At 73.8% G+C, this 26,251-nt stretch carries 27 protein-coding genes; 10 read left to right on the forward strand and 17 right to left on the reverse strand.

The features are described 5' to 3' along the window. Window positions 1–20: 20 nt before the first annotated feature. Genes ACGFI9_RS01300 through ACGFI9_RS01310 form a run of 3 tightly spaced genes read right to left on the reverse strand, consistent with a single transcriptional unit; the run spans window position 21 to window position 2,282 of the window. On the reverse strand, window positions 21–269 hold the full coding sequence (locus tag ACGFI9_RS01300) for a hypothetical protein (RefSeq protein WP_393173606.1): 249 nt from the start codon (window positions 267–269) through the stop codon (window positions 21–23). 10 nt (window positions 270–279) lie between these two features. Further along, window positions 280–1,287: a helix-turn-helix transcriptional regulator gene (locus ACGFI9_RS01305; RefSeq protein WP_393173608.1), complete on the reverse strand. Its 1,008-nt coding sequence runs from the start codon at window positions 1,285–1,287 to the stop codon at window positions 280–282. Then, on the reverse strand, window positions 1,284–2,282 hold the full coding sequence (locus tag ACGFI9_RS01310; RefSeq protein WP_393173610.1) for a helix-turn-helix transcriptional regulator: 999 nt from the start codon (window positions 2,280–2,282) through the stop codon (window positions 1,284–1,286). Before ACGFI9_RS01310 ends, ACGFI9_RS01305 begins: the two co-directional genes overlap by 4 nt. 106 nt (window positions 2,283–2,388) lie before the next feature. Between ACGFI9_RS01310 and ACGFI9_RS01315 the strand changes: the two genes are divergently transcribed. Continuing rightward, complete coding sequence (locus ACGFI9_RS01315; RefSeq protein WP_393173612.1) at window positions 2,389–3,399, forward strand: cation diffusion facilitator family transporter; 1,011 nt, start codon at window positions 2,389–2,391, stop codon at window positions 3,397–3,399. Window positions 3,400–3,481: 82 nt separating this feature from the next. Then, window positions 3,482–4,567: a DUF3866 family protein gene (locus ACGFI9_RS01320; protein WP_393173614.1), complete on the forward strand. Its 1,086-nt coding sequence runs from the start codon at window positions 3,482–3,484 to the stop codon at window positions 4,565–4,567. An 80-nt stretch (window positions 4,568–4,647) separates the two neighbouring features. Here ACGFI9_RS01320 and ACGFI9_RS01325 read toward each other — a convergent pair whose 3' ends face one another. Together ACGFI9_RS01325 and pafA are read right to left on the reverse strand one after the other, a co-directional pair. Then, window positions 4,648–4,866: a hypothetical protein gene (locus ACGFI9_RS01325; RefSeq protein WP_393173616.1), complete on the reverse strand. Its 219-nt coding sequence runs from the start codon at window positions 4,864–4,866 to the stop codon at window positions 4,648–4,650. A gap of 58 nt (window positions 4,867–4,924) precedes the next feature. Then, on the reverse strand, window positions 4,925–6,283 hold the full coding sequence (gene pafA, locus ACGFI9_RS01330) for a Pup--protein ligase (RefSeq protein ID WP_302764030.1): 1,359 nt from the start codon (window positions 6,281–6,283) through the stop codon (window positions 4,925–4,927). Window positions 6,284–6,410: 127 nt separating this feature from the next. Between pafA and rfbB the strand changes: the two genes are divergently transcribed. Further along, complete coding sequence (gene rfbB / locus ACGFI9_RS01335) at window positions 6,411–7,388, forward strand: dTDP-glucose 4,6-dehydratase (RefSeq protein ID WP_393173618.1); 978 nt, start codon at window positions 6,411–6,413, stop codon at window positions 7,386–7,388. Window positions 7,389–7,520: 132 nt separating this feature from the next. Here rfbB and prcA read toward each other — a convergent pair whose 3' ends face one another. The 6 genes from prcA to arc form a co-directional block, all read right to left on the reverse strand. Continuing rightward, entirely contained in the window at window positions 7,521–8,360 is an 840-nt protein-coding gene (prcA, locus tag ACGFI9_RS01340) for a proteasome subunit alpha (protein ID WP_393173620.1), read from the reverse strand. Window positions 8,361–8,421: 61 nt separating this feature from the next. Next, window positions 8,422–9,261, reverse strand: coding sequence for a proteasome subunit beta (prcB, locus tag ACGFI9_RS01345; protein WP_393173622.1), 840 nt, complete (start codon window positions 9,259–9,261; stop codon window positions 8,422–8,424). Next, window positions 9,180–9,389: an endonuclease VII domain-containing protein gene (locus tag ACGFI9_RS01350; protein WP_393173624.1), complete on the reverse strand. Its 210-nt coding sequence runs from the start codon at window positions 9,387–9,389 to the stop codon at window positions 9,180–9,182. Before ACGFI9_RS01350 ends, prcB begins: the two co-directional genes overlap by 82 nt. Window positions 9,390–9,605: 216 nt before the next feature. Further along, window positions 9,606–9,812, reverse strand: coding sequence for a ubiquitin-like protein Pup (locus ACGFI9_RS01355; protein ID WP_393173626.1), 207 nt, complete (start codon window positions 9,810–9,812; stop codon window positions 9,606–9,608). 116 nt (window positions 9,813–9,928) lie between these two features. Next, entirely contained in the window at window positions 9,929–11,446 is a 1,518-nt protein-coding gene (gene dop, locus ACGFI9_RS01360; protein ID WP_393173628.1) for a depupylase/deamidase Dop, read from the reverse strand. Window positions 11,447–11,626: 180 nt separating this feature from the next. Then, window positions 11,627–13,408: a proteasome ATPase gene (gene arc / locus ACGFI9_RS01365; RefSeq protein ID WP_393173630.1), complete on the reverse strand. Its 1,782-nt coding sequence runs from the start codon at window positions 13,406–13,408 to the stop codon at window positions 11,627–11,629. A 176-nt stretch (window positions 13,409–13,584) separates the two neighbouring features. On the opposite strand from arc, the gene ACGFI9_RS01370 reads away from it, so the two are divergent. Beyond that, window positions 13,585–13,878, forward strand: a complete 294-nt coding sequence (locus ACGFI9_RS01370; RefSeq protein ID WP_393173632.1) for a ferredoxin — start codon at window positions 13,585–13,587, stop codon at window positions 13,876–13,878. A gap of 51 nt (window positions 13,879–13,929) precedes the next feature. On the opposite strand, the gene ACGFI9_RS01375 is transcribed toward ACGFI9_RS01370, so the two are convergent. The 3 genes from ACGFI9_RS01375 to ACGFI9_RS01385 form a co-directional block, all read right to left on the reverse strand. Beyond that, window positions 13,930–14,502 (reverse strand): hypothetical protein, encoded by a 573-nt coding sequence (locus ACGFI9_RS01375; protein ID WP_393173634.1) that lies wholly within the window; start codon window positions 14,500–14,502, stop codon window positions 13,930–13,932. 224 nt (window positions 14,503–14,726) lie between these two features. Then, window positions 14,727–15,704: a tRNA (adenine-N1)-methyltransferase gene (locus tag ACGFI9_RS01380; protein ID WP_393173636.1), complete on the reverse strand. Its 978-nt coding sequence runs from the start codon at window positions 15,702–15,704 to the stop codon at window positions 14,727–14,729. Next, the gene (locus ACGFI9_RS01385; protein WP_393175191.1) at window positions 15,701–16,852 is read right to left on the reverse strand and encodes a site-2 protease family protein; all 1,152 of its coding nucleotides are present in this window, start codon (window positions 16,850–16,852) and stop codon (window positions 15,701–15,703) included. The genes ACGFI9_RS01380 and ACGFI9_RS01385 overlap by 4 nt, the downstream gene beginning before the upstream one ends. Before the next feature lie 72 nt (window positions 16,853–16,924). Between ACGFI9_RS01385 and ACGFI9_RS01390 the strand changes: the two genes are divergently transcribed. The 5 genes from ACGFI9_RS01390 to ACGFI9_RS01410 all read left to right on the forward strand — a co-directional run bounded on the left by ACGFI9_RS01390 (window position 16,925) and on the right by ACGFI9_RS01410 (window position 23,402). Then, a complete protein-coding gene (locus ACGFI9_RS01390) occupies window positions 16,925–17,830 on the forward strand; it encodes a RecB family exonuclease (RefSeq protein ID WP_393173638.1) in 906 nt (301 codons plus the stop codon). 76 nt (window positions 17,831–17,906) lie between these two features. Further along, window positions 17,907–19,100 carry a sensor histidine kinase gene (locus ACGFI9_RS01395; RefSeq protein WP_393173640.1) on the forward strand — a complete coding sequence of 398 codons (1,194 nt, stop codon included), beginning with the start codon at window positions 17,907–17,909 and terminating at the stop codon, window positions 19,098–19,100. A gap of 20 nt (window positions 19,101–19,120) precedes the next feature. Further along, window positions 19,121–19,807 (forward strand): response regulator, encoded by a 687-nt coding sequence (locus tag ACGFI9_RS01400; RefSeq protein ID WP_393173642.1) that lies wholly within the window; start codon window positions 19,121–19,123, stop codon window positions 19,805–19,807. A 272-nt stretch (window positions 19,808–20,079) separates the two neighbouring features. After that, entirely contained in the window at window positions 20,080–20,847 is a 768-nt protein-coding gene (locus ACGFI9_RS01405; RefSeq protein ID WP_393173644.1) for an ABC transporter ATP-binding protein, read from the forward strand. Next, window positions 20,847–23,402 carry an ABC transporter permease gene (locus ACGFI9_RS01410; protein WP_393173646.1) on the forward strand — a complete coding sequence of 852 codons (2,556 nt, stop codon included), beginning with the start codon at window positions 20,847–20,849 and terminating at the stop codon, window positions 23,400–23,402. The genes ACGFI9_RS01405 and ACGFI9_RS01410 overlap by 1 nt, the downstream gene beginning before the upstream one ends. A gap of 57 nt (window positions 23,403–23,459) precedes the next feature. Here ACGFI9_RS01410 and ACGFI9_RS01415 read toward each other — a convergent pair whose 3' ends face one another. The 3 genes from ACGFI9_RS01415 to ACGFI9_RS01425 all read right to left on the reverse strand — a co-directional run bounded on the left by ACGFI9_RS01415 (window position 23,460) and on the right by ACGFI9_RS01425 (window position 25,364). Continuing rightward, the gene (locus tag ACGFI9_RS01415) at window positions 23,460–24,107 is read right to left on the reverse strand and encodes an HAD family hydrolase (RefSeq protein WP_393175193.1); all 648 of its coding nucleotides are present in this window, start codon (window positions 24,105–24,107) and stop codon (window positions 23,460–23,462) included. A gap of 113 nt (window positions 24,108–24,220) precedes the next feature. Further along, window positions 24,221–24,967 (reverse strand): neutral zinc metallopeptidase, encoded by a 747-nt coding sequence (locus tag ACGFI9_RS01420; protein ID WP_393173648.1) that lies wholly within the window; start codon window positions 24,965–24,967, stop codon window positions 24,221–24,223. Window positions 24,968–25,151: 184 nt separating this feature from the next. Next, window positions 25,152–25,364: a hypothetical protein gene (locus tag ACGFI9_RS01425; RefSeq protein WP_393173650.1), complete on the reverse strand. Its 213-nt coding sequence runs from the start codon at window positions 25,362–25,364 to the stop codon at window positions 25,152–25,154. Window positions 25,365–25,414: 50 nt separating this feature from the next. Between ACGFI9_RS01425 and ACGFI9_RS01430 the strand changes: the two genes are divergently transcribed. Next, window positions 25,415–26,230: a class I SAM-dependent methyltransferase gene (locus ACGFI9_RS01430; RefSeq protein ID WP_393173652.1), complete on the forward strand. Its 816-nt coding sequence runs from the start codon at window positions 25,415–25,417 to the stop codon at window positions 26,228–26,230. The last annotated feature ends 21 nt before the right edge of the window (window positions 26,231–26,251 follow it).

A 26,251-nucleotide genomic window follows, 5' to 3' on the forward strand; every position in this document is an offset into this window, starting at 1 on the left:
AACAGACCGACCGCCGTCGATCACTTTCCGCGCCTGGCCTTGATCAACGCGGTCCGTTCCTGCGCGACGGTGACCCGCTCCTGCAGCGCCACGGCGCGCTCCTGGAGCACCTCGGCCGCGGACCGCAGCGCCTCCGCGTCCGCCTGGCGCCGCTGCAGGGCCAGCGCCGCCCGACGCAGCCGGGGCAGCCGCGCCAGCACCGGGCGGACCGCCAGGGCCAGCACGACGACGGCGAACAGCACGACCCCGACCACGATCCACGTCACCACGGCGGTCAGCCTACTGGGTGATGCCGGACACCGCCGGGTCGGCGCGCTCGGCCGGCGACGCGTACGCGTCCAGCGCGGCGACCGCCTGGGCGCGGACCTGCTCGGCCAGCTCGGCCGGGGCCAGCACGGTCACGTCCGAGCCGAGGCCGAGTACGAACCGGCGGGCCCAGCCCAGGTCGGTGACCCGCAGCGACACCAGCCACTGCTCGCCGTCGGCCTCGACCCGCTCGCACGGGTAGTACTCGGTGATCCACCGCTCGCCCCGGCCGATCCGCAGGGTGATCAGCGGCAGGTCGGGCGAGGGACGGAACACCCCGTCGCTGAGGTCGTGCGGGCGGGCCTGCGGCGGCACCACGGCCGCCTCGGCCAGCTCGGTGACCGCGTCGATCCGGTCGGCCCGGAACAGCCGCACGGCCTCGGCCCGGCGGCACCACGCCTCCACGTACGCCCGGCCGCCGACCATCAGCATGCGCAGCGGGTCGATGGTCCGCTCGGTGGTCTCATCCCGCGCGGCCGTGTAGTAGGTGATCCGCAGCGCCCGCCCGCGCTCCACGGCGGCACGCAGCTCCCGTGCCCGGGCGGTGTCGCCGGGCAGCCGGACCTCCACCGGGGCGCCGGCCAGGTCACCCGCCGCGCTCTCGATCTTGGCGAGGGCCCGCTCGACGGCCTCCCGGTTGGCCACCCCGGGGGTCTCGGCCAGCATCCGCAGCGCCACCACCAGGGCGAGCGCCTCGTCCGGGGTGAGCCGCAGCGGCCGGTCGATGCCGGCGTCGTAGGTGATGGTCACCCGGTCGCCGTCGAACGCCATGTCGATCAGGTCACCCGGCCCGTAGCCGGGCAGCCCGCACACCCAGAGCAGCTCGAGGTCCTCGCGGAGCTGCTTCTCGGTCACCCCCAGGTCCTGCGCCGCCTCGGCGATCTCGATGCCGGGGCGGGCGAGCAGGTAGGGCACCAGGTTGAGCAGCCGGGCCAGCCGGTCCGCCGAGGCGCGGCCGCCACGGGCCGCCGGACGGGTCACCGGGCACCCCCGGTCACTGCCAGCTCGTCGTGCCGGGCGACGATCTCCTTCAACCGCTGGATCACGGCCTCCCGCACCTCCGGCGGGTCCAGCACGCGCACGTCCGGGCCGTACCCGGTGAGCTGGCCGGCCAGGAAGTCCGCGTCCGCGTACGGCAGGACCAGGCGGTCCCCGTCCGGGCCGGAGGTGCACTCCACCGCCCACCGGCGCAGCCCGGCGGCCCGCCCCGGGGCGACCAGCACGGTGGCCCGCCCGGTCCGTTCCACCGGCCCGGACCAGCGGGCGACGTGGCTGATCAGGTCCACCCCGGCGGGCGGCTCGTACGCCCCCGGCTGGCCGGTCGCCTGGACCGTGCCCACCACCCGGGAGAGCCGGAAGCAGCGGGTGGCCGCCCGGTCCAGGTCATGCCCGACCACGTACCACCGACCGCGCCAGCAGACCACGCCCCAGGGCTGGAGTCGGCGGCGGGTCGGGGCGTCCCGGTCCGGCACCCGATAGTCGAAGTTGACCTCCCGGCGGTCCCGGGCGGCGGCGGTCAGCGGCGCGAACGCCGGGTCGACCGTGACCATCGGCTCCAGGCCCAGGGTGGCCTGCGGGTCCACGTCGATGCCGGCGGCGCGCAGCTTGGCCAGCCCGGAGGAGGCGGCGGCCGCCAGGCCGGCGTGCTGCCACAGCCGGGCGGCGATGCCCACCGCGGCGGCCTCGTCCGGCTCCAGGGGGATGTCGGGCAGCGCGTACTCGCGGTGGGCGATCCGGTAGCCGGGCTCGGCGTCGAAGACGCTGGCCGTGCCGGTCTCCAGGGGCACCCCGAGTTCGCGCAGCTCCGCCTTGTCCCGTTCGAACTTGCGCTGGAACGCCTCGTGGTCCTTGGCGTCGTCCGGATCGTGCTCGTAACCGGGCACGGTCGCGGCGATCTGCGCGGCGGTGAGGAACCGTCGCGTGGAGAGCAGACAGATCACCAGGTTGACCAGGCGTTCGGTACGGGTCCGCGACACGCCTGAACGCTAGCAGCCCGCGCGGCGTGGGCGTGCACCCGCGCTGGCGCGGCGCGGGGAAAGCGGTCGCCGGGCGGGCCGCCGGCACCGGCCATAGGGTGAGCCCATGTCGGAAGCCGCAGCCAAGCGCGAGAGCGTCGCCACCGTCGTGGTGGCCGGCGCGGCGAACCTCGCCATCGCGGTCGCCAAGCTGGTCGCCGGCCTGATCTCCGGCTCGGCGGCGATGCTCTCCGAGGCTGCCCACTCGGTCGCCGACACCACCACCGAGGTGCTGCTCTACCTGGCGCTGCGGCGGGGGGCGCGGCCCGCCGACCGGCACCACCCGTTCGGGTACGGCAAGGAGAGCTACGTCTGGGCGTTCCTCGCCGCGCTGTTCACCTTCGTCGTCGGCGCCGGGTTCGCCATCACCCACGGCGTCACCACGATCCTGGTGCACGAGCACACCGGCAACTACCTGGCCTCGTACATCGTGCTCGGGATCTCCTTCGCCGTCGAGTCGGTGTCGCTGGGCCGGGCCTACCAGCAGGTCCGCCGGGAAGCCGACCGCTGGCGCGCCACCACCAGCCGCTACCTGCGGCTGACCGCCGACACCACGGTCAAGGCGGTCTTCCTGGAGGACACCGCCGCCCTGATCGGCCTGTTGATCGCCGCCGTCGGCCTCGGGCTGTCCGAGCTCACCGGCGAGGAGCTGTACGACGGCGTCGCCTCGATCCTGATCGGCGTGCTCCTGCTGGTGGTCGCCGGCATCCTGGCCCGGAGCAACATCTCGCTGCTGGTCGGCCGGGCGGTGTCGGACCGGGTGCACCGGCGGATCGAGCACGAGCTGGTCGGCATACCGCACGTCGACCGGGTCGACACGCTGCTGACCATGTTCCTCGGCCCGGAGGACATCCTGGTCGCCGCCAAGGTCGACTTCGACGACGACGCCTCCGGGTCCGACATCGAGGCCGCGGCCGACGAGGCCGAGCGCCGGCTCACCGAGCAGTTCCCCGAGATCGGGTACGTCTTCCTCGACCCCACCCGGTCGATGCCCGGCGCCGCCGGCCAGGGGACGCGGCGAACCCAGGAGGACGAGGACCGGCTGGGCGGACCCGGCGGCGTCCCCGGCCCGCCCTGACCCGTGCGCCCACGGCCGGGGCCCGGGGCACCGGCCGACCCGGCCGCGTTCCCCCGCGTGGCCGGCCGATAGCGTGCCGGACATGGTGCGATGGCGGTCGGGGACGGTGACGGCGGTACGGCGGCGGTGGGCCGGCGCGAGGGAACTCGACGTCGACCTCCCCGACGGCGGCCGGATGCGCGCCCTGGCGTACCCGGCGCTGGTCGGCGACCCGCGGCCCGGCGACCGGGTGCTGCTCAACGCCGGCGCCCTGCTGATGGGCCTCGGCACCGGCGGGTACGCCCTGGTGGTCGCCCTGCCCGACCGGCTCCCCGCCGACCCGCCGCAGGCCGTCGACACCCGCGACGCCGGCCACCTGGTCAAGGCCCGCTACACCCCGCTGCAACCGATCCTGCTCGGGGTGGACGAGGAGGCGTCCCCGCACCACGAGCTGCTGGCCGCGGCGGAGAGCCTGGACGGGATGCCGGTGGTCACCGCCGACCTGCACTCCGCGCTCCCGGCCATCCTCGCCGGCGTCCACGCCGACGCCCCGCACGCCCGGGTGGCGTACCTGCTCACCGACGGCGGGGCGTTGCCCGCCTGGTTCTCCCGTACCCTCGCCGGGCTCGCCGGCCACCTCGCCGGCACCGTCAGCGTCGGCCAGGCGTTCGGCGGCGACCTGGAGGCCAGCACCCTGCACAGCGGGCTGCTCGCCGCCCGGCACGTGCTCGGCGCCGACGTCGCGATCGTCGCCCAGGGGCCCGGCAACCTCGGCACCGGCACCCGCTGGGGCTTCTCCGGGGTGGCGGTCGGCGAGGCGGTCAACGCGGTCGCCACGCTGGGCGGGCGGGCCGTCGGCTCACTGCGCATCTCCGCCGCCGACCCCCGCCCCCGGCACCGGGGCGTCTCCCACCACAGCCTCACCGCGTACGGCCGGGTGGCCCTCGCCCCGGCGGAGCTGGTCGTGCCGGACGGCCTCGACCCGGCGCTCGCCGCCGAGGTGGCCGCGGCGCTGGCGCCGCTCGCCGACCGGCACCGGATCGTCACCGTGCCCACCGACGGCCTGGACGCGGCGCTGCGGGCCAGCCCGGTGGGGCTGTCCACGATGGGACGGGGGCTGGACGCCGACCACGCCTACTTCCTGGCGGCGGCCGCCGCCGGCCGGCACGCGGCCGCCCTCACCCGCTGACCGGCCGCGGTTCCCTGATCCACGCCACGTGGCGGCGCCCGGCGCCTGGGGACACCGCCACCTCGCCCTCCTGGGGCCGCTCAGCCGGCCAGGAAGATCAACGCCAGCCAGGCGCCCACGATGATGACCAGCGCCGCCGCCAGCACCCAGGTCGGCACCGTGTACTCGCCGCGGCGGTTCCGCTCGATCTCGGCGCGGATCTTCTCCCGGCGCCGGTCGATCCAGTTGAGCTTCTCGGTGCCGGAGTCGCGGCCCGGTCGCCCGCCGCGGTCGCGGTCGGAGGGTTCGGAAGTGTTCATCGCGACGCCAGCGTACCGGTGGGTGGGCGGCCGGCGACGGGCACCGGCCGCCCCGCGGTCACATGCTGGCGATCAGCCGCTCCACCCGCTCGTCGTACGCCCGGAAGGGGTCCTTGCACAGCACCGTGCGCTGCGCCTGGTCGTTCAGCTTCAGGTGCACCCAGTCGACGGTGAAGTCCCGCCGCTTCTCCTGCGCGTGCCGGATGAACTCGCCGCGCAGCCGTGCCCGGGTGGTCTGCGGCGGCGTCTCCTTCGCCTCGAAGATCTCCGGGTCGGTCGCCACCCGGTCCACCTCGCCCCGCCGCTCCAGCAGCCCGTACAGGCCCCGGCCGCGCCGCAGGTCGTGGTACGCCAGGTCCATCTGCGCCACCCGCGGGTGCGACAGCGGCAGGTCGTGCTTGCGCTGGTACCGCTCGATCAGCTTCAGCTTCGTCACCCAGTCGATCTCGCGGGCCACCGGGTCCAGGTCGCCGGTCTCCACCGCCCGCAGCACCCGGGCCCACAGGTCCACCACCCGCTTCGCGGTCTGGTCCCCGCCCCGGCGCTCCACGAACTCCGTCGCCTTGGCGAGGTACTCCTGCTGGATCTCCAGCGCGGAGACCTCCTTGCCGGAGGCCAGCCGGACCTTGCGCCGCCCGGTGATGTCGTGCGACACCTCGCGGATCGCCCGGATCGGGTTCTCCAGCGTCAGGTCCCGCATCACCACCCCGGCCTCGATCATCCGCAGCACGATGTCGGCGGTGCCGACCTTCAGCAGCGTGGTGACCTCGTTCATGTTCGAGTCGCCGACGATCACGTGCAGCCGGCGGTACCGCTCCGCGTCCGCGTGCGGCTCGTCCCGGGTGTTGATGATCGGCCGGCTCCGGGTGGTCGCCGAGGAGACGCCCTCCCAGATGTGCTCGGCCCGCTGCGACAGGCAGTAGACCGCCCCCCGTGGCGTCTGAAGCACCTTCCCCGCGCCGCAGATCAACTGCCGGGTCACCAGGAACGGGATCAGCACGTCCGCCAGCCGGCCGAACTCGCCGTGCCGGGACACCAGGTAGTTCTCGTGGCAGCCGTACGAGTTGCCGGCCGAGTCCGTGTTGTTCTTGAACAGGTAGATCTCGCCCGCGATGCCCTCGTCGTGCAGCCGCTTCTCCGCGTCGACGAGCAGCCCTTCCAGGATCCGCTCCCCCGCCCGGTCGTGCGCGACCAGGTCGGTCACCGAGTCGCACTCCGGCGTCGCGTACTCCGGGTGCGAGCCCACGTCCAGGTAGAGGCGGGCTCCGTTGCGCAGGAACACATTGCTCGACCGGCCCCACGACACCACCCGCCGGAACAGGTACCGCGCGACCTCGTCGGGGGACAGTCGGCGCTGCCCGCGATAGGTGCAGGTGACGCCGTACTCGGTCTCGAGGCCGAAGATTCGCCGCTCCATGATGTGACATTAGCCGCCCGAGGCACCGGATGGGCAGCGCTCAACCCGGTGGTCTCGCCGGCGTCCCGCGCGAGCGGTCCGGGCATCCCACCGCGCGCACCTCCCGCACCCGGTACGGTCGGCCACCGTGAGGATCCTGATCACCGGCGGCGCCGGCTTCATCGGGTCGGCGTACGTCCGGCGGCTGCTCACCGGCGCCGAGCCGGACCTGCGGGTGGACGCGGTCACCGTGCTCGACGCCTACACGTACGCCGGCACCGAGGGCGCCCTCGACGCCGTGCGCGCCGACCCCCGGCTGCGGATCGTCCGCGGGGACGTCCGCGACGCCGCCCTGGTCGACACCTGCGTCGCCGGGCACGACGTGGTCGTGCACTTCGCCGCCGAATCCCACGTCGACCGCTCCATCGCCGGCGCCGCGGACTTCGTCACCACCAACGTGGTCGGCACCCAGAACCTGCTCGACGCCGCCCACCGCCACGGCGTCCGCCGGTACGTCCAGGTCTCCACCGACGAGGTGTACGGCTCCATCGACACCGGCACCTGGACCGAACAGGCCCCGCTGGCCCCCAGCTCCCCGTACTCGGCCAGCAAGGCCGCCAGCGACCTGCTCGCCCTCGCCCAGCACCGCACCCACGGCCTCGACGTCGTGGTCACCCGCGGCGCCAACACCTACGGGCCGTACCAGTACCCCGAGAAGATCGTCCCCCTGTTCGTCACCAACCTGCTCGACGGCCACGACGTGCCGCTCTACGGCGACGGCGGCAACGTCCGCGACTGGCTGCACGTCGACGACCACTGCCACGGCATCGCGCTGGCCCAGACCCGGGGCCGCGCCGGCGGCATCTACCACCTCGGCGGCGGCACCGCCCTGACCAACCGGGAACTCACCGGCCGGCTGCTGGCGGCCTGCGACGCCGGCTGGAACCGCGTCCGGCCGGTCGCCGACCGCAAGGGCCACGACCGGCGGTACGCGCTGGACTGCACCACCACCCACCGCGAACTGGGCTGGTCCCCCACCGTCGACCTCGACAAGGGGCTCGCCGCCACCGTCGAGTGGTACCGGGAGAACCGCGCCTGGTGGGCGCCGCTCAAGCAGCCGCGCTGAGCACGCCGGCACCGCCGGACCGGGGTGCGCGACGCGAACTCGGGGCGGTGGCGGTGTCAGCGGGCGCCGGACACCGCCACCTCGGGGATGCGCCCCTGCGCCCAACCGCCAGGGGCGGCCGGGCGGGCGGCGTCACTCGCCGGGCTGCTCCTCCTCCTGCTGCTGGCCCTCCAGGTCCGCCGAGCCGGCCGACGTGGTCGGCTTGCCGGCCTCCTCGGTCGGCACCGTCGGGGTCTTCGCCCGGCCCGGCGCCGGCGCGGTGTCCGCGGCCACCTCGCCGTCCAGCAGCGCCGTCAGGGCCGCCCCGGTGATGCGGCGGAACGTCCGCCCCACCCGGCGGCGGTCCAGGACCGCCACCTCCAGCTGGTTGGCGGCGATGGTCCGGGCCGCGCCGCCCTCGCCGCCGACACTGCTCAGCGCCTTCACCGCGGCACGGACCGCCTCCGACAGCGACATGTCCGGCCGGTGCTCGTTCTTCAGCACTCCGGTGATCGCCTCGGCCTGACCGCCCATCGCCATCCGGCCCGGCTCGTCGTTGACCGACCCGTCGTAGGTCAGCCGGTAGAGCGAGTCGTCGTCCGACGTCGCGCCCACCTCGGCCACGCAGATCTCCACCTCGAACGGCTTCGACTGCTCGGTGAAGATCGCGCCCAGCGTCTGCGCGAACGCGTTGGCCAGGCCGAGACCGGTCACGTCCCGCCGGTCGTAGCTCAGGCCGTTCAGGTCGGCCATCCGCACCCCGGCGCGGCGCAGGTTCTCGAACTCGTTGTACCGGCCCACCGCGGCGAAGCCGATCCGGTCGTAGATCTCGCTGACCTTGTGCAGGGTGCTGGAGAGGTTCTCCGCGACGAAGAGCACCCCGCCCTCGTAGCTCAGGACCACCGCGCTACGGCCCCGGGCGATGCCCTTGCGGGCCAGCTCGGAGCGGTCGCGCATGATCTGCTCGGGCGAGGCGTAGAACTGCATGGCCACGGCGGCGGTTCTCCTTCGGGAGCGGTGCTGGGGACTGCGGACGGGTCAGGTGGGCGCGGGCTCAGCCGCCGGGATTCTCCATCCGGCCGGCCACCACGCCCTCCGCGATGGCCGCCGTCTCGGCGTCGGTGAGCCGGTGGGTGCCCTCCGCCGTCGCGGTCATCACCACCGGGTAGATCCGGCGGGTCAGGTCCGGACCGCCGGTCGCGGTGTCGTCGTCGGCCGCGTCGTACAGCGCCTCGACGGCCAGCCGCACCGCGTCGTCGATCGACAGGCCCGCCCGGAACCGCTTCTTCAGCGCCGACTTCGCGAACAGCGAGCCGGAGCCGATCGCGTCGTAACCGGTCTCCTCGTACGGGCCACCGGTGACGTCGAAGCTGAAGATCCGCCCGGCCCGCGCCGGGTCGCTCGCCGCCAGGTCGAACCCGGCGAAGAGCGGGATCACCGCGAGGCCCTGCATGGCCGCGCCCAGGTTGCCCCGGATCATCGAGGCCAGCCGGTTGGCCTTGCCGTCGAGCGAGAGCATCGCGCCCTCGATCTTCTCGTAGTGCTCCAGCTCCACCTGGAACAGTCGCATCAGCTCGATGCCGATGCCCGCGGTGCCCGCGATGCCGACCAGCGAGTACGCGTCGGCCGGGTGCACCTTCTCGATGTCCCGCTGGGCGATCAGGTTGCCCATCGTGGCGCGCCGGTCGCCGGCCATCACCACGCCACCGGCGGCCGAGATGGCCACGATGGTCGTCGCGTGCGGCGCCATGTCGGCGGCCATGCCGGGCGGCAGCGGCCGTCGGCCGGGGAGCATCTCGGGGGCCACCTTGCTCAGGAACGCTGTGAAGGAGGACGTCCCCGCGTTGGTGAACACATCTGGTAGACGCCCGGATGGATCAAAACCCGCTGCCACGTGGTTCCTCTCAGGTACGTGATCGCCCTGGCCAGCCTCACCGGGCTGTCCCGGAACTGGCCAAGACCACCGTTGCAGTTGAAGCAGAGTATCCCGCGCACCCAGCCGGTGCGATGATCGTGGTCCACATGTTCCGGATCGGGGTCGCCGTCCCGGAACTCCTCGTCCGTCAGGCCGTGGAGACCTGAACAGCAACCCTCTTCCGAGCGCGCGGCCGCGCAGGTCTCACCTTGGAAGGCCGGACCGTCCGGACGGTGCCGAGTGTGGCGGCAGATCGCCGGCCGCGACGGACCGAATCGAACCGGGGCCCTGTCCGACGCCTCGCGGCAAATCGGACACAACCGTCATTGTCCGCCTTTCTGGACATAGCCCCGGACGAACTCTTCTGCGTTCTCCTCCAGGACGGAGTCGATCTCGTCGAGCAGGTCGTCGACGTCCTCGGTGATCTCGGCGTGCCGCTCGGCAACCTCCGGGTTGGCCTGCGCGGTGACCTCCTCGACCTCCTCGTGCGACTTGCCGGCCTGGGTCTGCCCGCCCTCTTGCGTCGCCATGGTGGTGCCTCCTCCACGATCGCCTGCGATCAACTTACCTCGCCCAGGCGACGAAACGCCCGTCGCGCGCCGGGTTCCTCGGCGCGCGACGGGCTTCTCGGTACGCGGCGGGTCGCTCAGCCGCCGGTCAGCATCTCCAGCAGGTCCTTCGCGCTCGCACAGCGGTCGAAGAGCTGCCCGACGTGCTTGCGGGTGCCCCGCTCGGGTTCCATCATCGGCACCCGGACCAGCGACTCGCGGCCCACGTCGAAGATGACCGAGTCCCAGCTGGCGGCGACCACCTCGGAGGCGTACTGCGCGAGGCAGCGGCCCCGGAAGTAGGCCCGGGTGTCCTCCGGCGGCTCGGTCATCGCGCTGCGGGTCTGCTCGTCGGTGAGCAGGGTCTTCATCGAGCCGCGCTGCACCAGCCGGTGGTAGAGGCCCTTCTCCGGCCGCACGTCGGAATACTGCAGGTCGACCAGTTGGAGCTTGTGCGAGCCCCAGCCGAGCTTCTCCCGCTCCCGGTAGCCCTCCAGCAGCCGCAGCTTGGCCACCCAGTCCAGCTCGTCGGCGCAGAGGAAGGCGTCCCGGCCGAGCCGGTCGAGCACGCTCTCCCACCGGTCGAGCACGTCCGCGGTCTGCTCGTCCACGTCGTCGCCGTACCGGTCGTCCACGAAGGACCGGACCCGTTCGAGGTAGGCCCACTGCACGTCCAGGGCGGTGAGCCTGCGCCCGTCGCGCAGCCGCATGAGGTGCTTGAGCGACGGGTCGTGGCTGACCGCGCGCAGCTCGCTGACCGGGTCGGCGATGCCCAGGTCGGAGCCGAGGGCCTTCTCCTCGATCATGGTGAGGATCAGCGCGGTGGTGCCGACCTTGAGGTACGTGGAGATCTCCGACAGGTTGGCGTCGCCGATGATGACGTGCAGCCGGCGGTACTTGTCGGCGTCCGCGTGCGGCTCATCCCGGGTGTTGATGATGGGCCGCTTGAGGGTGGTCTCCAGCCCCACCTCGACCTCGAAGAAGTCGGCCCGCTGGGAGATCTGGAAGCCGCTCTGGCCGCCGTCCTGGCCGATCCCGACACGGCCGGCGCCGCAGACCACCTGCCGGGTGACGAAGAACGGCGTCAGGTACGCCACGATGTCGGCGAACGGGGTCTGCCGCCGCATCAGGTAGTTCTCGTGGGCGCCGTAGCTGGCGCCCTTGTTGTCGGTGTTGTTCTTGTAGAGGTGGATCGGGTGGGTGCCCGGGATGGTGGCGGCCCGCCGGGCCGCCTCGGCCATCACCCGCTCCCCCGCCTTGTCCCAGCGCACCACGTCGAGGGGGTTGGTCACCTCGGGAGTGGAGTATTCGGGGTGGGCATGGTCGACGTAGAGCCGCGCGCCGTTGGTGAGTATGACGTTGGCCAGCCCGAGGTCCTCGTCGGCGAGCGCCTCGGCCGGGTCGTACGCGGCGCCGGAGTAGGTGAAGCCGCGGGCGTCGCGCAGCGGCGACTCCTCCTCGTAGTCCCAGCGGGCCCGGCCGCCGCGGTTGAGTTCGGGCCGCGCCCCGTAGGCGTTGACCACCTGGGAGGAGGTGACCATCGGGTTGGCCCCGGCCTGGCCGGGCACGGAGATGCCGTACTCGACCTCGGTGCCCATGATCCGTCTTACGCTCATCGACCTGCCCGCTCCGCTCGCCCGTCCCGGTCCCCCGTCACGTCGAGCGTAGTCGTCGTCACGCGAGAAGGGGGCGCGGCGGCGCGGGGCGTACGGTGTGGCGGGTCACGCGCGGGCCGGCCGGGTTACGCGCGGAGGCCCGCGGCGCGGTGCGCCACGGGCCTCCGTCGTGCCGTCGGACTACAGGTACTGGCCGGTGTTGCTGGCGGTCTCGATGGACCGGCCGGCCTCGGCGCCCTTGCCGCCGGAGACGAGCGTGCGGATGTAGACGATCCGCTCGCCCTTCTTGCCGGAGATGCGCGCCCAGTCGTCGGGGTTGGTGGTGTTGGGCAGGTCCTCGTTCTCGCGGAACTCGTCGACGCAGGCGTCGAGGAGGTGCTGCAGGCGCAGGCCCTTGCGTCCGGAGGTGAGGAACTCCTTGATGGCCATCTTCTTGCCCCGGTCGACGATGTTCTGGATCATCGCGCCGGAGTTGAAGTCCTTGAAGTAGAGGACTTCCTTGTCGCCGTTGGCGTAGGTGACCTCGAGGAAGCGGTTCTCCTCGGTCTCCGAGTACATCCGCAGGACGACCGCGTCGATCATCGCCGCCACGGTGGCCTGAGGGTCGCCGCCGTGCTCGGCCAGGTCGTCCGCGTGCAGCGGCAGGCCCGCGAGGATGTACTTGGAGAAGATGTCCTTGGCCGCCTCGGCGTCCGGCCGCTCGATCTTGATCTTCACGTCGAGCCGGCCGGGGCGCAGGATCGCCGGGTCGATCATGTCCTCCCGGTTGGAGGCGCCGATGACGATGACGTTCTCCAGGCCCTCGACACCGTCGATCTCGCTGAGCAGCTGCGGGACGATGGTGTTCTCCACGTCCGAGGAGACGCCGGAGCCGCGGGTGCGGAAGACGGAGTCCATCTCGTCGAAGAACACGATCACCGGGGTACCCTCGCCGGCCTTCTCCCGGGCGCGCTGGAAGATCAGCCGGATGTGCCGCTCGGTCTCACCGACGTACTTGTTGAGCAGCTCGGGGCCCTTGATGTTGAGGAAGAAGCTGGTGTGCTTCTCCTCGCCCCGCCGTTCGGCGATCTTCTTGGCGAGGGAGTTGGCCACCGCCTTGGCGATCAGCGTCTTGCCGCAGCCGGGCGGGCCGTAGAGCAGGATGCCCTTCGGCGGCCGGAGCTGGTGCTCGCGGAACAGGTCGGCGTGCAGGAAGGGCAGTTCCACCGCGTCACGGATCTGCTCGATCTGCGCCTGGAGGCCACCGATGTCCTCGTAGTCGACGTCGGGCACCTCCTCCAGGACCAGTTCCTCGACCTCGCTCTTCGGGATCCGCTCGTACGCGTACGCCGAGCGGGGCTCGATCATGAGCGAGTCGCCGGCCCTTATCGGGGTGCCGATGAGGGTCTCGGCGAGGTGCACGATGCGCTCCTCGTCGGAGTGGGAGACGACCAGCGCGCGGTCGCCCGGGGCGCCGCCGGGGCCGGCGAGCACCTCCTTGAGCATGACCACCTCGCCGACCCGCTCGTAGCCGAGCGCGTCGACGATGTTGAGCGCGTCGTTGAGCAGGACCTCCTGACCGCGGCGCAGCTCGTCGACCTCCAGCGAGGGCGAGACGGCCACGCGGAGCTTGCGCCCGCCGGTGAAGACGTCCACCGTGCCGTCGTCGTATTTCGCCAGGAAGACGCCGTAGCCACTCGGCGGTTGCGCGAGGCGGTCGATCTCCTCCTTGAGCGTCACGATCTGCGCGCGAGCCTCCTTGAGGGTGCTCACGAGCCGTTCGTTGTTCTCGGTCAGCCGCGCCAACTGGGCCTGGGTGGCCGCCAGCCGCTCCTCGAGCTGCCGGACGTGTCGGGGGCTTTCGGTCAACTTGCGCCGCACCAGGGCGAGTTCCTCTTGAAGGAAGGCGACCTGCGTGGAGAGATCGTGGGCCTCCTTCTCCCACCGTGCGGCGCGCGAGTCCGCGTCGTCGCTGCGTGCCACGTCCCACCTCCCCGGGGGCTTGAACGTTCTGAGCTAACACTAGCCGCTATGAGCCCGATTCGGTCCCACGCAACGCCCTCGTCACCGAAGCTTGATCGCCAAGGGCTGGTCGACGGGCGGGTACGGGCGTTCGGGTACCGTCGGGGCGTGGGACGGGAGAACATGGGGGGTGCTTCGTGACCGACGTCGCGACGGACCAGCTTCAGGTCTGGGTCGACCAGGATCTCTGCACCGGCGACGGGCTGTGTGTGCAGTACGCGCCCGAGATCTTCGAGTTCGACATCGACGGCCTGGCGTACGTCAAGGGCCCGGACGGCGAGTTGCGGCAGGCCGCGGGCGCCCGGGTGGACGTGCCGGAGCACCTGCGCCTCGAGGTGATCGACTCGGCGAAGGAGTGCCCGGGCGAGTGCATCCACGTGGTGCGGGCCGGCGACGGCGTCGAGGTGGCCGGCCCGGAGGCCGAGGACTGACCCAGCTGACGGAGCGCGGGCCGGGGACGGTCGTCCCCGGCCCGCGTCCGTTCACAGCATGGGACGGCCGACCACCGAGGCGACAAGTCGGGCGAACTCCTCCAACCGGGCAATCTGCCCGGCCCCGCCGTCGTCGAGGGTCTTGCCGAAGCGCAGCGCGTCGTGCCGGGGCGCGCCGGTCACCTCGTCCCCGGGCGGCGCCTCGTCCAGCGAGCTGAGCAGCAGGTAGACGTCGATGCTGTCGACCCGGACCTCGCCGGTGTCGGCGCGGGTGAGCCGCCGCCGGCAGCCGACCTCGGTGACCGTGGAGACCGGGACCACCCGCAGCGACGAGGTCATCGAGCCGGGCGGCCCCTCCCCCGGCGGGACGTCCTCGCCGTGCCAGAGGATCAGCCGGCTGCCGTCGCAGACGACGACCTCCTGCCAGACCCCGTTGACCTCGTTCACGAAGCGCTCCAGGGTGAAACCCAGCACGGACGCCCCGCGCAGCACCCCGCCGAGGGCGTCCAGGGCGATGTCGGGGTCGCGCAGGTACGCCCGGGCCGCCGACTCCAGGTCGGCGTAGGGCGACCAGTCGGGGAAGACCGCGGGCAGGTCGCCGTTGCCGTAGCCGGGGCTGGTCACGCCGCCGCCTCCCGCCCGTCGGCGCCGGCCGGCGGCTCCGCCGCGTGGAGCCCGCTGCTGCGCTCGCTCATGCCGCCGCCTCCCGGTGCCCGTGCCGCCGCCGGTCCCGCCCGCCGGGACGGACGCGGTACCCGCCGCGCGTCCCGATCCGCTCGCTCATGCCACCCTCTCCGCTGGTCCGCTGCCGTCCCCGTCGGCACCCACGATCCACCCGGGCCGCCGGGTCACGGCCGGTCCGTCTCCCGCTCCGCCTCGGCCGCCGCCTGCCGGGCCGCCTCCGCCTCCCGCAGCGCCTGCCGGCGCTGGACGTACGCCTCGGTGCCCTTGCTGGGCTTGCGCCGGCGCGGCGGCGCGGTGACCCCGGGGGCGAGCTTGCGCGCGGAGACCAGGAACGCGGTGTGCGCGATCATGCGGTGGTCGGGGCGCACGGCGAGCCCCTCGGCGTGCCAGTCCCGCACCAGCGACTCCCAGGCGCGCGGCTCGGTCCAGCCACCCCGCTCGCGCAGCGCCTCGACCAGCTCCGACAGCTGCGGGGTGGTGGCCACGTACCCGATGAAGACGCCGCCGGGGACGAGCGCCCGCTCGACCATGTCGAGGGTCTCCCACGGGGTGAGCATGTCCAGGATGATCCGGTCGAAGCCGGTCTCCTCGCACTGGGCGACGTCCCCGACGTGCAGCCGCCAGGCCGGGTGCGGGCCGTTGAAGAACGCCTCGACGTTGCGGCGGGCGATCTGGGCGAAGTCCTCGCGCACCTCCCAGGAGTGCAGCTCGCCCTCGGTGCCGACGGCGCGCAGCAGGGAGCAGGAGAGCGCGCCGGAGCCGGCGCCGGCCTCGAGGACCTTCGCACCGGGGAAGATGTCGCCCATCGCGACGATCTGCGCGGAATCCTTCGGGTAGATCACCTGGGCGCCGCGCGGCATGGAGAGCACGTAGTCCGACAGCAGCGGCCGCAGGGCCAGGAAGGCGGTGCCGCCGCCGGCGGTGGTGACCACACTGCCGTCGGGGAGGCCGATCAGCGTGTCGTGCTTGAGGATCCCCCGGTGGGTGTGGAACTCCTTGCCGGGCTCCAGCGTCACGGTGTGCATCCGGCCCTTGGGGTCGGTCAGCTGCACCCGGTCGCCGGGCCGGAACGGCCCGCGGTGGACGGGCGGCAGCGCCGGGGCGGCGGGGTCGGCCGGGACGGCGGAGGAATGTGCGGTCACGTGTTCGTCTTCCGTTTGGGTTCCAGGAGCTGAGCCAGATCCGCGATGTGCAGAACGCCGACGACATCTTCGCCTGCCGTCACGACGTACTGTGCGCCCGGGTGGCTGCGCACGGTCTCCATCACCCGTTCGCCGTCCGCGCCGACCGGCAGCGCGGGCACGCTGCCCAGGTCACGGGAGACCGCGTCCACCGCCACCCAGGGCCGCCGTTCCAGGGGTACGGCGGCGACCCGGGCCGGGTCGACCAGGGCGACCGGCCGGCCGGCGGAGTCGACGACGGTGAGCGCGGCGTACGGGGTGGCCCCCTCGCCGCGGCGGCGCTGCGCCTCCGCGAGCGGGGTGCCGCTGGGCACCGGGATCAGCGGACGCGCCAGCCGGGACAGGTCGACCAACGGGAGGCGGCGGCTGATCCGGGCCATCCGGATGGACTCGCCGGCGCCCCGCCAGAGGGTGATCGCGACCAGCAGCATCAGCGGCAGGGCGAGCGGCGCGACGGCCCGGCGCAGCGTGAGCAGGACCACCAGGGCCAGGGTGCCCGCCGCGACGGCCCGCCCGACCCAGCCGGCCACCTCGGTGCCCCGGTGCCGGTCCCGGGTGAGCGCCCACACCGCGGCGCGCAGCGCCCGGCCCCCGTCCAGCGGCAGCCCGGGCAGGCTGTTGAAGACGGCGACCACCACGTTGCAGACGGCGAGCTGGAAGGCGAGCTGGTCGGCGAGGGTGCCGTCGGGCAGGGCGAGGGTGGCCGCCACGCCGGCCGCGCCGAGCACCGCCGAGACCGCCGGGCCGGCGAGGGAGACCAGCAGGTCGATCTTGGGGCTGGGGGCGTCCCGGTCCATCTCGGTGTAGCCGCCGAGCAGTTCCAGGGTGATCCCCCGCACACCGATGCCGTACCGGCGGGCGGTCAGCGCGTGCCCGAGCTCGTGCAGCAGCACCGAGCCGAGCAGGGAGACCGCGAAGCCGAGGCCGACCAGGTAGCCGCCGAGGTGGCCGAGGTCGAGCTGGCGGCGGGCCAGCGCGGCGTAGAGGACGGTGACGACCGCAGTGAGCAGCAGCATCGTCGCGTCGACGCGCAGCGGCACGCCGCCCACCCGAGCCACGGTCAGCCGGGTGCGGCGCGGCGGTCGGGTCCTCTGCTCCACCGGGTCGATGCTACGCGGCGCGGATCATGCTCCGGTGCGGCGACGACCGCCCTGTCACACCGGTGCCCTAACCTTCCGGACATGACGGCGGAACCGGTGATCGACGCGCAGCAAACCCCGACGGCGCCGCCCACGGTGCGGGCGTCGCTGTCGCCGTCGCGGGCGGCGGACTTCAAGACCTGCCCGCTGCTCTACCGGTTCCGCAGCATCGACCGGCTGCCCGAGCGGCCGACCGTGGAGCAGGCCCGGGGCACGCTGGTGCACGCGGTGCTGGAGCGGCTGTTCGACCTGCCGGCGGCGGCGCGGACCCCGCAGTCGGCCGGCGACCTGGTGGCCCCGCAGTGGGACCGGCTGGTCACCGAGCAGCCCGAGCTGGCGACCCTGTTCGCCGAGGGCGACACCGCCGGGGTGGCCGAATTCCTCCGCTCGGCGGCGGGGCTGCTGGAGGGCTACTTCGCGGTGGAGGACCCGCGCCGGCTGGAGCCGGCCGAACGGGAGGCGTTGATCTCCGCGGTGGTCGACGAGGAGCTGCTGATCCGGGGCTACCTGGACCGGCTCGACGTGGCCCCGGACGGCGCGCTGCGGGTGGTCGACTACAAGACCGGCGGGGCGCCGCGCGAGGCGTTCGAGGCGCGGGCGCTGTTCCAGCTCAAGTTCTACGCCCTGGTGCTGTGGCGCACCCGGGGCGTGGTGCCGCGGGTGCTGCGGCTGCTCTACCTCAAGGACGCGGAGGTCTGCGACTACACCCCCGACGCCGACGAGCTGGTGCGGTTCGAGCGCACGGTGGTGGCGCTGTGGCAGGCGATCGAGCAGGCCACCGCCCGCCAGGACTTCCGGCCCCGGCCCAGCCGGCTCTGCGACTGGTGCAGCCACCAGGCGCTCTGCCCGAGCTTCGGCGGCACCCCGCCGCCGTTCCCGGCCGCCGGCGCCGGTGACCCGCTGACGGATGCCCGGTCCCGCCCGGCCGCCCCGGGGGCGGACGAGTGACCCTCCTCCCTGAGGAGGAGTCGGGGTTCGGCGTCGACGACGACGGGTCGCGCCGGGCGGCGACTAGCGTCGTGGCATGACCAACCGGGTACGCGCGTGGGCGCGCCGTCGCCCGCTGGCCACCGACGCCGCCTTCGCGGTCGCGCTGGTGCTGGTGGAGGTGGCGTTCCTGCTGCTGGCCCCGCGCGAGCTGCGACCGGCGCAGCTCTGGTCGTCGCTGGCCTGGAGCGCCCTGTCCGCCGTCCCGGTGGCGGCCCGCCGGGTGGCGCCCTGGCCGGCGGTCGTCGCCGCCCTGGTCACCCTGGCCGTGCTGGCACCGCTGCGGCACACGCCGGCCACCCAGGGGCTGGCCTTCGTCGTGCTCACCTACACCATGGCGGCGCACCGGCGGGCCCGGACCGCGGCGGCAGCCGCGGCGCTGCTGTGGGTGCCGGTGCTGCTGGCCAACCTTTTCGTCCCGCCGGCGAGCGCGGTGCGGGTCGGTCCGGCGCTGCTGATGCTCAACAACCTGCTCACCGCCGCCGTGGCGTACGCGGTGGGGCGGGCGGTGCAGGCGCGCCGGCAGTCGACGCGGATGCTGCGCGAACGGGCCCGGATCGCCGAGGCGACCCAGCGGTCCCTGGCCGAGCAGGCGGTCGCGGACGAGCGCCGCCGAATCGCCCGCGAGCTGCACGACGTGGTGGCGCACCAGGTCAGCGTCATGGGAGTGCTGGCCACCGGCGCGCGCCGGGTGCTCCGCCGGGACCCGGACGCCGCCGATGAGGCGATGGCGACCGTCGAGGAGACCGGCCGGGCCACCCTGCGGGAGCTGCGCCGGCTGCTGGACGTGCTGCGCACCGACGCCGAGCCGGACGCCGACCTGGCCCCGCAGCCGGGGCTGACCGGCATCGAGGCCCTGGTGGAGCAGGTGCGGGAGGCCGGGCTGCCGGTGACGCTGCGGGTGGACGGTCCGCCCGCGCCGCTGGCCGAGGGCGTGGCGCTGGCCGTCTACCGGGTCATCCAGGAAGCGCTCACCAACGCGCTCAAGCACGCCGGCCGGGCCACCGCGCTGGTCCGGCTCACCTGGACCGACGGCTTCCTGGCCGTGGAGGTGACCGACACCGGGCGCGGCCCGACCCCGGCCGCCGACCGGATCGGGCACGGCCTGGTCGGGATGCGGGAGCGGGTCGCCCTCTACGGTGGGGTGCTGCGGACGGGTCCGCGGGCCGGGGGCGGCTTCCGGGTGTACGCGCGGATCCCGCTCGAGTCGGCCGGGGCGGTCCCGGCATGAGCGCCGACGGGGGCAGACGGATGACCGACAGCACGCCGGGGGCACGGCCGGTCCGGGTCCTGCTCGCCGACGACCAGCCGCTGCTGCGTACCGGCTTCCGGATGGTGCTCGGCACCGAGGAGGACCTGGACATCGTGGCCGAGGCCGGGGACGGCCTGGAGGCGGTGGAGCTGTCCCGCCGGCTGCTGCCGGACGTGGTGCTGATGGACATCCGCATGCCCCGGATGGACGGGGTGGCGGCGACCCGGGCGATCGTGGACGCCCGGCTGCCGGTCCGGGTGCTCATCCTCACCACCTTCGACCTCGACGAGTACGTCGTCGGCGCGCTGCGGGCCGGGGCGAGCGGGTTCCTGGCCAAGGACGTGCCGGCCGAGGACCTGGTCACCGCGATCCGGACGGTGGCCGCCGGGGAGGCGGTGGTCGCGCCGCGGATCCTGCGCCGGCTGCTGGACCGGTTCGCCGACGTGCTGCCCGACCCGGCGGCCACCCCGCCGAAGGCGCTGAACGCGCTGACCGACCGGGAGCGCGAGGTGCTGGTGCAGGTGGCGCGGGGGCTGTCCAACGCCGAGATCGCCCGGGCGCTGTCGGTCAGCGAGACCACCATCAAGACCCACGTCGGGCACGTGCTGACCAAGCTGGGGCTGCGGGACCGGGTGCAGGCCGTGGTGCTGGCGTACGAGACCGGCCTGGTCCGCCCCGGGGCGTGACCGCCCGGGAGGGTGGCAGCCGTCACCTACCGTGACCACCGGGCGGCCGGCGGGGTTGACCATCACGTGACGTGAGGTTTTAGCGTCGACCGCGCCGCCGGGTCAGGGGTGACCCTGAGTCGATCTCGGGGGCGACCCTCAACGGGATTTCCGGCGACGGCTCCGCCCGGGGACGGACGGTTTCCCGCTGCGCGGCAGTGAGGATGAGTACGACCGCACCGGTCAGCGGGGGCGGTGCGGGTATCGGCAGTCAGACGGAAGAGGTGTATGACGTGACCGCGACGGTGGGGCGGCAGGCGCAGGCCGCGGCCCGGGCGAGCGACGTGTGGAAGGTGTACGGCAGCGGCGAGGCACAGGTCAGCGCCCTGCGGGGGGTGACCTGCGAGTTCGAGCGGGGCCGGTTCACCGCCATCATGGGCCCGTCCGGGTCGGGCAAGTCGACGCTGATGCACTGCCTGGCCGGCCTGGACTCGGTCACCCGGGGCACCGTGATGATCGGCGACACCACGGTGACCGGGCTGGGTGACGCCGGCCTGACCAGGCTGCGCCGGGACAAGGTGGGCTTCATCTTCCAGCAGTTCAACCTGCTGCCCACGCTCACCGCCCGGGAAAACATCCTGCTGCCGCTGTCGATCGCCGGCCGCAAGCCGGACCCGGCCTGGTACGACACGGTGATCGACACGGTGGGCCTGCGGGACCGGCTGGGACACCGGCCGGCGCAGCTCTCCGGCGGCCAGCAGCAGCGCGTCGCCTGCGCGCGGGCGCTGGTCGCCCGCCCCGAGGTGATCTTCGCGGACGAGCCGACCGGCAACCTCGACTCCCGGGCCGGCGCCGAGGTGCTCAACTTCCTGCGCAACTCGGTACGCGAGCACGGCCAGACCATCGTGATGGTCACCCACGACCCGACCGCCGCCGCGTACGCCGACCGGGTGGTCTTCCTCGCCGACGGGCAGATCGTCTCGGAGCTGATCGAGCCGACCGCCGACACGGTGCTGGACACCATGAAGAAGCTGGACACCCCGGCCGAGGTGGCGAACTGATGTTCCGCGCCACCCTCAAGAGCCTGCTGGCGCGCAAGCTGCGCCTGGTGCTGTCCGGCCTGGCCGTGGTGCTGGGCGTCATGTTCGTCTCCGGCGCGTTCGTGCTCACCGACACCCTCGGCCGGTCCTTCGACGCGGTCTTCGCCGACGGGTTCTCCGACATCGACGTCAACGTCGCCGGAAAGCCGAAGGTCGCCCTCAGCGAGGCCGAGGGCGAGCAGGTCGCCGCCCCGGTGCCCGCCTCGGTCCTGGACCGGGTACGGACGGTCGCCGGCGCGGCGGAGGTCAAGGGCGTGGTCAACGCCGACGGCACCCGCCTGATCGGCAGCAACGGCAAGGCGGTGACCTCCTTCGGCCCGCCGCAGTTGGGCGAGAACTGGCTCGGCGAGAGCGACCTGGTGCGGCTGCGCGAGGGCCGCGCGCCGCAGGCCGACACCGAGATCGTGGTGAACGCCGCCCTCGCCGAGGCGGCGAAGGTCAAGGTCGGTGACCGGGTGGGCGTGCTCACCCCGATGTCGTCGAAGCGGCAGGACTTCACCCTGGTCGGCATCTTCGGCTACAGCGGCGACCGGGACTCGCTCGGCGGCGTCAACGAGGTCGCCTTCACCACCCCGGTCGCCCAGCGGCAGATCCTCGGCGAGCCGGACGTCTTCACCAGCGTCGCCGTCCGGGCCGCCGACGGCACCACGCCGGAGGCACTGCGCGACGCGGTGGCCGCCGCGGTCGGCGGCGGGTACGAGGTCAAGACCGGCGAGCAGTTGGCCGCGGACGCGGCGGCCGGCCTGAAGGAGGGCCTGTCCTTCTTCAACAAGATCCTGCTCGGCTTCGCCGCGGTGGCGCTCCTGGTCGGCACCTTCCTGATCCTGAACACCTTCTCGATCATCGTGGCCCAGCGGACCCGGGAGCTGGCCCTGATGCGGGCCATCGGCGCCGGCCGCCGGCAGATCATCGGCTCGGTGGTCCTGGAGGCCGTCGCGGTGGGCCTGGTCGCCTCGGCGCTGGGACTCGCCGCGGGCATCGGCGTGGGCGCGCTGCTGGCGTACCTGTTCGGCAAGCTGGCCGGCGGGCTGGCCCTGGCCGAGCTCGGCGTGCCGCCGGCGGCGGTGATCGGCGCGTTCGGGGTGGGCCTGGTGATCACCGTGGTGGCGGCGCTGCTGCCGGCCCTGCGGGCGTCGCGGATCCCGCCGATCGCGGCGATGCAGGACGTGGCCACGCCGGACCGGCCGCTGACCCGGGTGACCATCGGTGGCGCCGTGGTCACCGCGATCGGCGCGACGCTGCTCTTCCTCGGGCTCGGCGGTCACGCCGGTGACCAGACGCTGGCCACCATCCTCGGCGGCGTGCTCTTCGCCTTCATCGGCGTGGCGCTGCTGACCCCGCTGCTCAGCCGCCCGGTGGTGGCCCTGCTCGGCTCCATCTTCGCCTGGTCGGTGCCGGGCAAGCTGGGCCGGCTCAACTCCGGCCGCAATCCCCGGCGTACGGCGATCACGGCCGCCGCGCTGATGGTCGGCATCGCCCTGGTCACCGGCGTGACGGTGATCCTCGACTCCGCCAAGGGCAGCATCAGCGCCCTGGCGGCGGACACCATCAAGGCCGAACTGGTGATCTCCGGGGCCCAGAGCGGCCCCCGGCCGCCGAGCTTCGACCCGGCGGTGCTGGACCAGGCCGCCGCGCTCCCCGGCGTACGGCTGGTGGACGGCGAGTACGGCGACATGGCCGTGGTGGGCGGCAAGCGGACCTGGGTGGCCGCGTCCAGCAACGTGGCCGCGTTGCAGCAGATCTTCGGGGCGAAGGCCACCGCCGGGGACATCAGCCGGCTCGGCCCGGACCAGATGCTGGTCAGCTCGGACACCGCGAAGGCCCGGGGCCTCTCGGTCGGCTCGACGGTGGCCGTGCAGCTGTCCCGCGGCGAGGCCCGCAGCTACACGGTCAGCGGCATCTACGAGAGCTCGCAGTTGACCAACCCGGTGACGCTGCCGCCGCAGGCGACGCGCGACTTCGCCATCCCGCAGCCGATCCAGGGCTTCGTGCAGCTGGCGCCGGGCGCCCGGGTCGCCGACGTCCAGCCGCAGGTCGAGCGGCTGCTCGCGGACTCCCCCGAGGTGTCGGTGGCCGACCGGGACGCCTTCATCAAGCAGCAGGCCGGCCAGCTCGACGGGCTGCTCACGATGATCCAGATCCTGCTGGCGCTGGCCATCGTGATCGCGGTGCTCGGCATCGTCAACACGTTGGCGCTGTCGGTGCTGGAACGCACCCGGGAGCTGGGCCTGCTGCGGGCGATCGGGCTGCGCCGGGGGCAGACCATGCGCATGATCACGGTGGAGGCGGTGGTGATCTCGGTCTTCGGCGCGCTGCTCGGCGTCGCCGTCGGCACCGGGCTGGGCGCCGCCGTGGTGCGGGCGCTCAAGGACGAGGGCATCACCGACCTGATCCTGCCCTGGCGCCAGATGGGGACCTTCCTGGTGCTGGCGGCGATCGTCGGGGTGGTCGCCGCGGTCCTGCCGGCGATCCGCGCCGCCCGGATCAACGTGCTGGGCGCCATCGCCCACGAGTGAGCCCACGGGCACGCCGCAGGGGCCCCGCCGGTCGGCGGGGCCCCTGCGCGTCTGCGGTCAGGCCGGCGGTTCGCCGAGCAGCGCCGCGAGCAGCTCCAGGTCCGCGCCGGTCAGGCTCTCCAGCTGGTGTACGCCGTCCGTCGGCGGCAGCGGCACCTCGGCCGGCACGGCCAGCACCGCGGCCCCGGCAGCCAGCGCGCTGGCCACCCCGGTCGGCGAGTCCTCGATCGCCACGCACCGGTCGATCGGCACGCCCAGCAGCCGGGCGGCGGTCAGGTACGGCTCGGGGTGCGGCTTGGCGGCGTCCACCTCGTCGCCGCAGACCACCGCGTCGAAACTGTCCCGGCCGAGGGTGTCGAGGGCGACCTCGACCAGCGGACGGCCGCTGGAGGTGACCAGCGCGGTGGGGATGCCCGCCGCCCGGACCGCGCGCAGCAGCGCCAACGCGCCCGGCCGCCAGCGCAGCCCGGTGCGGAACAGCTCCAGGATCCGCGCGTTGATCCAGTCGGCGCTGGCCTGCGGGTCCCGCTCCGGCTGGCCGAGGTCGTCGTGCAGGAGCCGCATGGACGCGGCCATGCTGGTGCCGATCATCGCCTTGCGGGCGGTGTCGGACAGGGTGCCGCCGTACACGGCGGCCAGCTCCTGCAACGCCACGTCCCACAGCTTCTCGCTGTCGACCAGCGTGCCGTCCATGTCGAAGAGCACGGCGGCGGGATGCTTGCTGCTCAGCGGGGCCTCCTCGGGTGGGTGCACCCGCCGATCCTCTCAGCCGCCGCGCCGGGCGGGTCGGCCGTCCCGGCCGAGGGTGACGTGCGGCATCAACCGAGGCCGCAGGCGTCCAGCGAGTTCTCGTAGCCCCGGAAGAACGAGTCGCTGCGCTGTTCGGCCGTACCGTGCGAGCCCTCGGCGAACCACGGCTGGTTCGGGTCGTCGCCGACCGCGAGCAGCCCGTCCCGGAACTCGTCGAGGTCGCCCTTGTCGAGGGTGAGCACCTTGGCGCGCACGTTGTCGCCGATGTACGCCCCGGCCATGCAGTCGGCCTGCAGTTCCTGCTGGATCGTGAAGTTGTAGCGGATACCGAGGCGGACCTGCACGCCGTGGGCGTACTCGTGGCCGAGCAGGTAGAACAGGAACGCGTCGCCGATCTGCCGGAACGCCGACACCGACCAGTTCACGTCGTAGGCGATGAAGTCCCCGGCCGAGCAGTAGACCGCGTTGTTGCGGGGCAGCCCCTGCCCGCCGCAGGACACCTCGCCCGACCGGGTGTACGGCACGACCCGCCGGATCGGCTGGAACCGCTCGCCGGAGGCCCGGAACTGCTCGGTCCAGTACTGCTCGGCGATGCCGACGGCGTCGTTGAAGTCCTGCTTGAACTCGGCGACGCTGGTGGTCCCGTCCGCCCGGGTGGTCGGCGCGCCCGGGGAGGCCGGCTGCCGGGGCTGCCGCGGCTCGCCCTGCGGATCGCCCGGGTCGAGCCCGCCACCCATGCACCCGGCGGCCACGACCACGGCCACCAGCAGCCCGGCGAGCGGCCCCGGCCGCCGACGTCCCGCCTGCTCCCCCACGGTTGCCTCCCGGGTCCAGTCACTGTGCCGTGCGCAGTACCCCGACCGCGCGCGGATGATGCCCACCGGTCAGCACGCGCGACCGGCGGCGACAGTTCAGCGGCTCGACGGCGGTGGACACCCGACGGACGCCGTGGCCGGCGACCGGGCGACCTCCGCCGACCCGAGGGTCGGGCCCACCAGCTCACCCGGTGTAGCCGTGACCGCCCCGGTTCCAGCCGTCGCTCTGCGCGTGCGCGCGCTCGGCCGCCCGCCGGTGCCGTTCCACCCGGGCCGCGCGCGTGGCGGCCGGCTCCTCGTCGGTGGCGGTGCGTCGCCGGTCCCGCCACGAGACGTACCCGACGACTGCCGCCACGGGCAGGGCCACCACGGCCAGGATCACCAGCAGCGTTGTCATACCGGCCACGGTAGGGCGGGCGCGCCAGGTCAGGGGCTACGCTGCCCGCCATGATCGACACGGACTTCGACGCGCACGAGCGGTCCCGGTGGGCGGGGCGGGCCGAGGCGTACGAGCGGAGCTTCGGCCGGCTCTGCGCGTACCCGGCGGGGGCGCTGCTGGACGCGGCGGCGGTGCGGGCCGGGCAGCGGGTGATCGACGTCGGCACCGGGCCGGGCACGGTCGCGGCTGCGGCGTTGGCGCGCGGCGCCGAGGTGGTGGCGGTCGACGCCGAGCCGAGCATGCTCGACGCCGCCCGGCGGACCGCGCCGGGCGTGGGGCTCGCGCGGGCGGTCCTGCCGCGGCTGCCGGTGCGGACCGGCGGTGCCGACGCGGCGGTGGCCAACTTCGTGCTCAACCACGTGGGCGACCCGGCGGCCGGGGTGGCCGAGCTGCGCCGGGTGGTCCGTCCCGGCGGATGGGTGGCGGTCACCGTCTGGCCCAGCCCGCACCCGCCGCTGCAGCGGCTCTGGGGCGAGGCCATCGCCGCCGCCGGCGTGCCGACGCCGGCCGGCCTGCCCCGGCTGGCGCCCGAGCGGGACTTCCCGCGCACCGAGGCCGGCCTGTCCGGGCTGCTCACGGCCGCCGGGCTGGTCGACGTACGGTGCGCGACCCTGACCTGGCTGCACCGGGCCGACCCGGTCGACTGGTGGGCCGGGCCGGCGGCCGGCATCGGCAGCGTCGGCCTGGTGGTGCAGCGGCAGCCCGCCGTGGTGCGGGAGCGGATCCGGCGGGCGTACGACCGGGTCAGCACCCCCTACCGGGACGCGGACGGGACCCTCCGGCTGCCGACCGCCGCGCTGCTGGCCTCCGGCCGGGTCGGTTGAGCCGGCCGGAGGCTGGTGTCC

It is taken from the genome of Micromonospora sp. NPDC048930, assembly GCF_043197935.1.
Lineage (GTDB): Bacteria > Actinomycetota > Actinomycetes > Mycobacteriales > Micromonosporaceae > Micromonospora.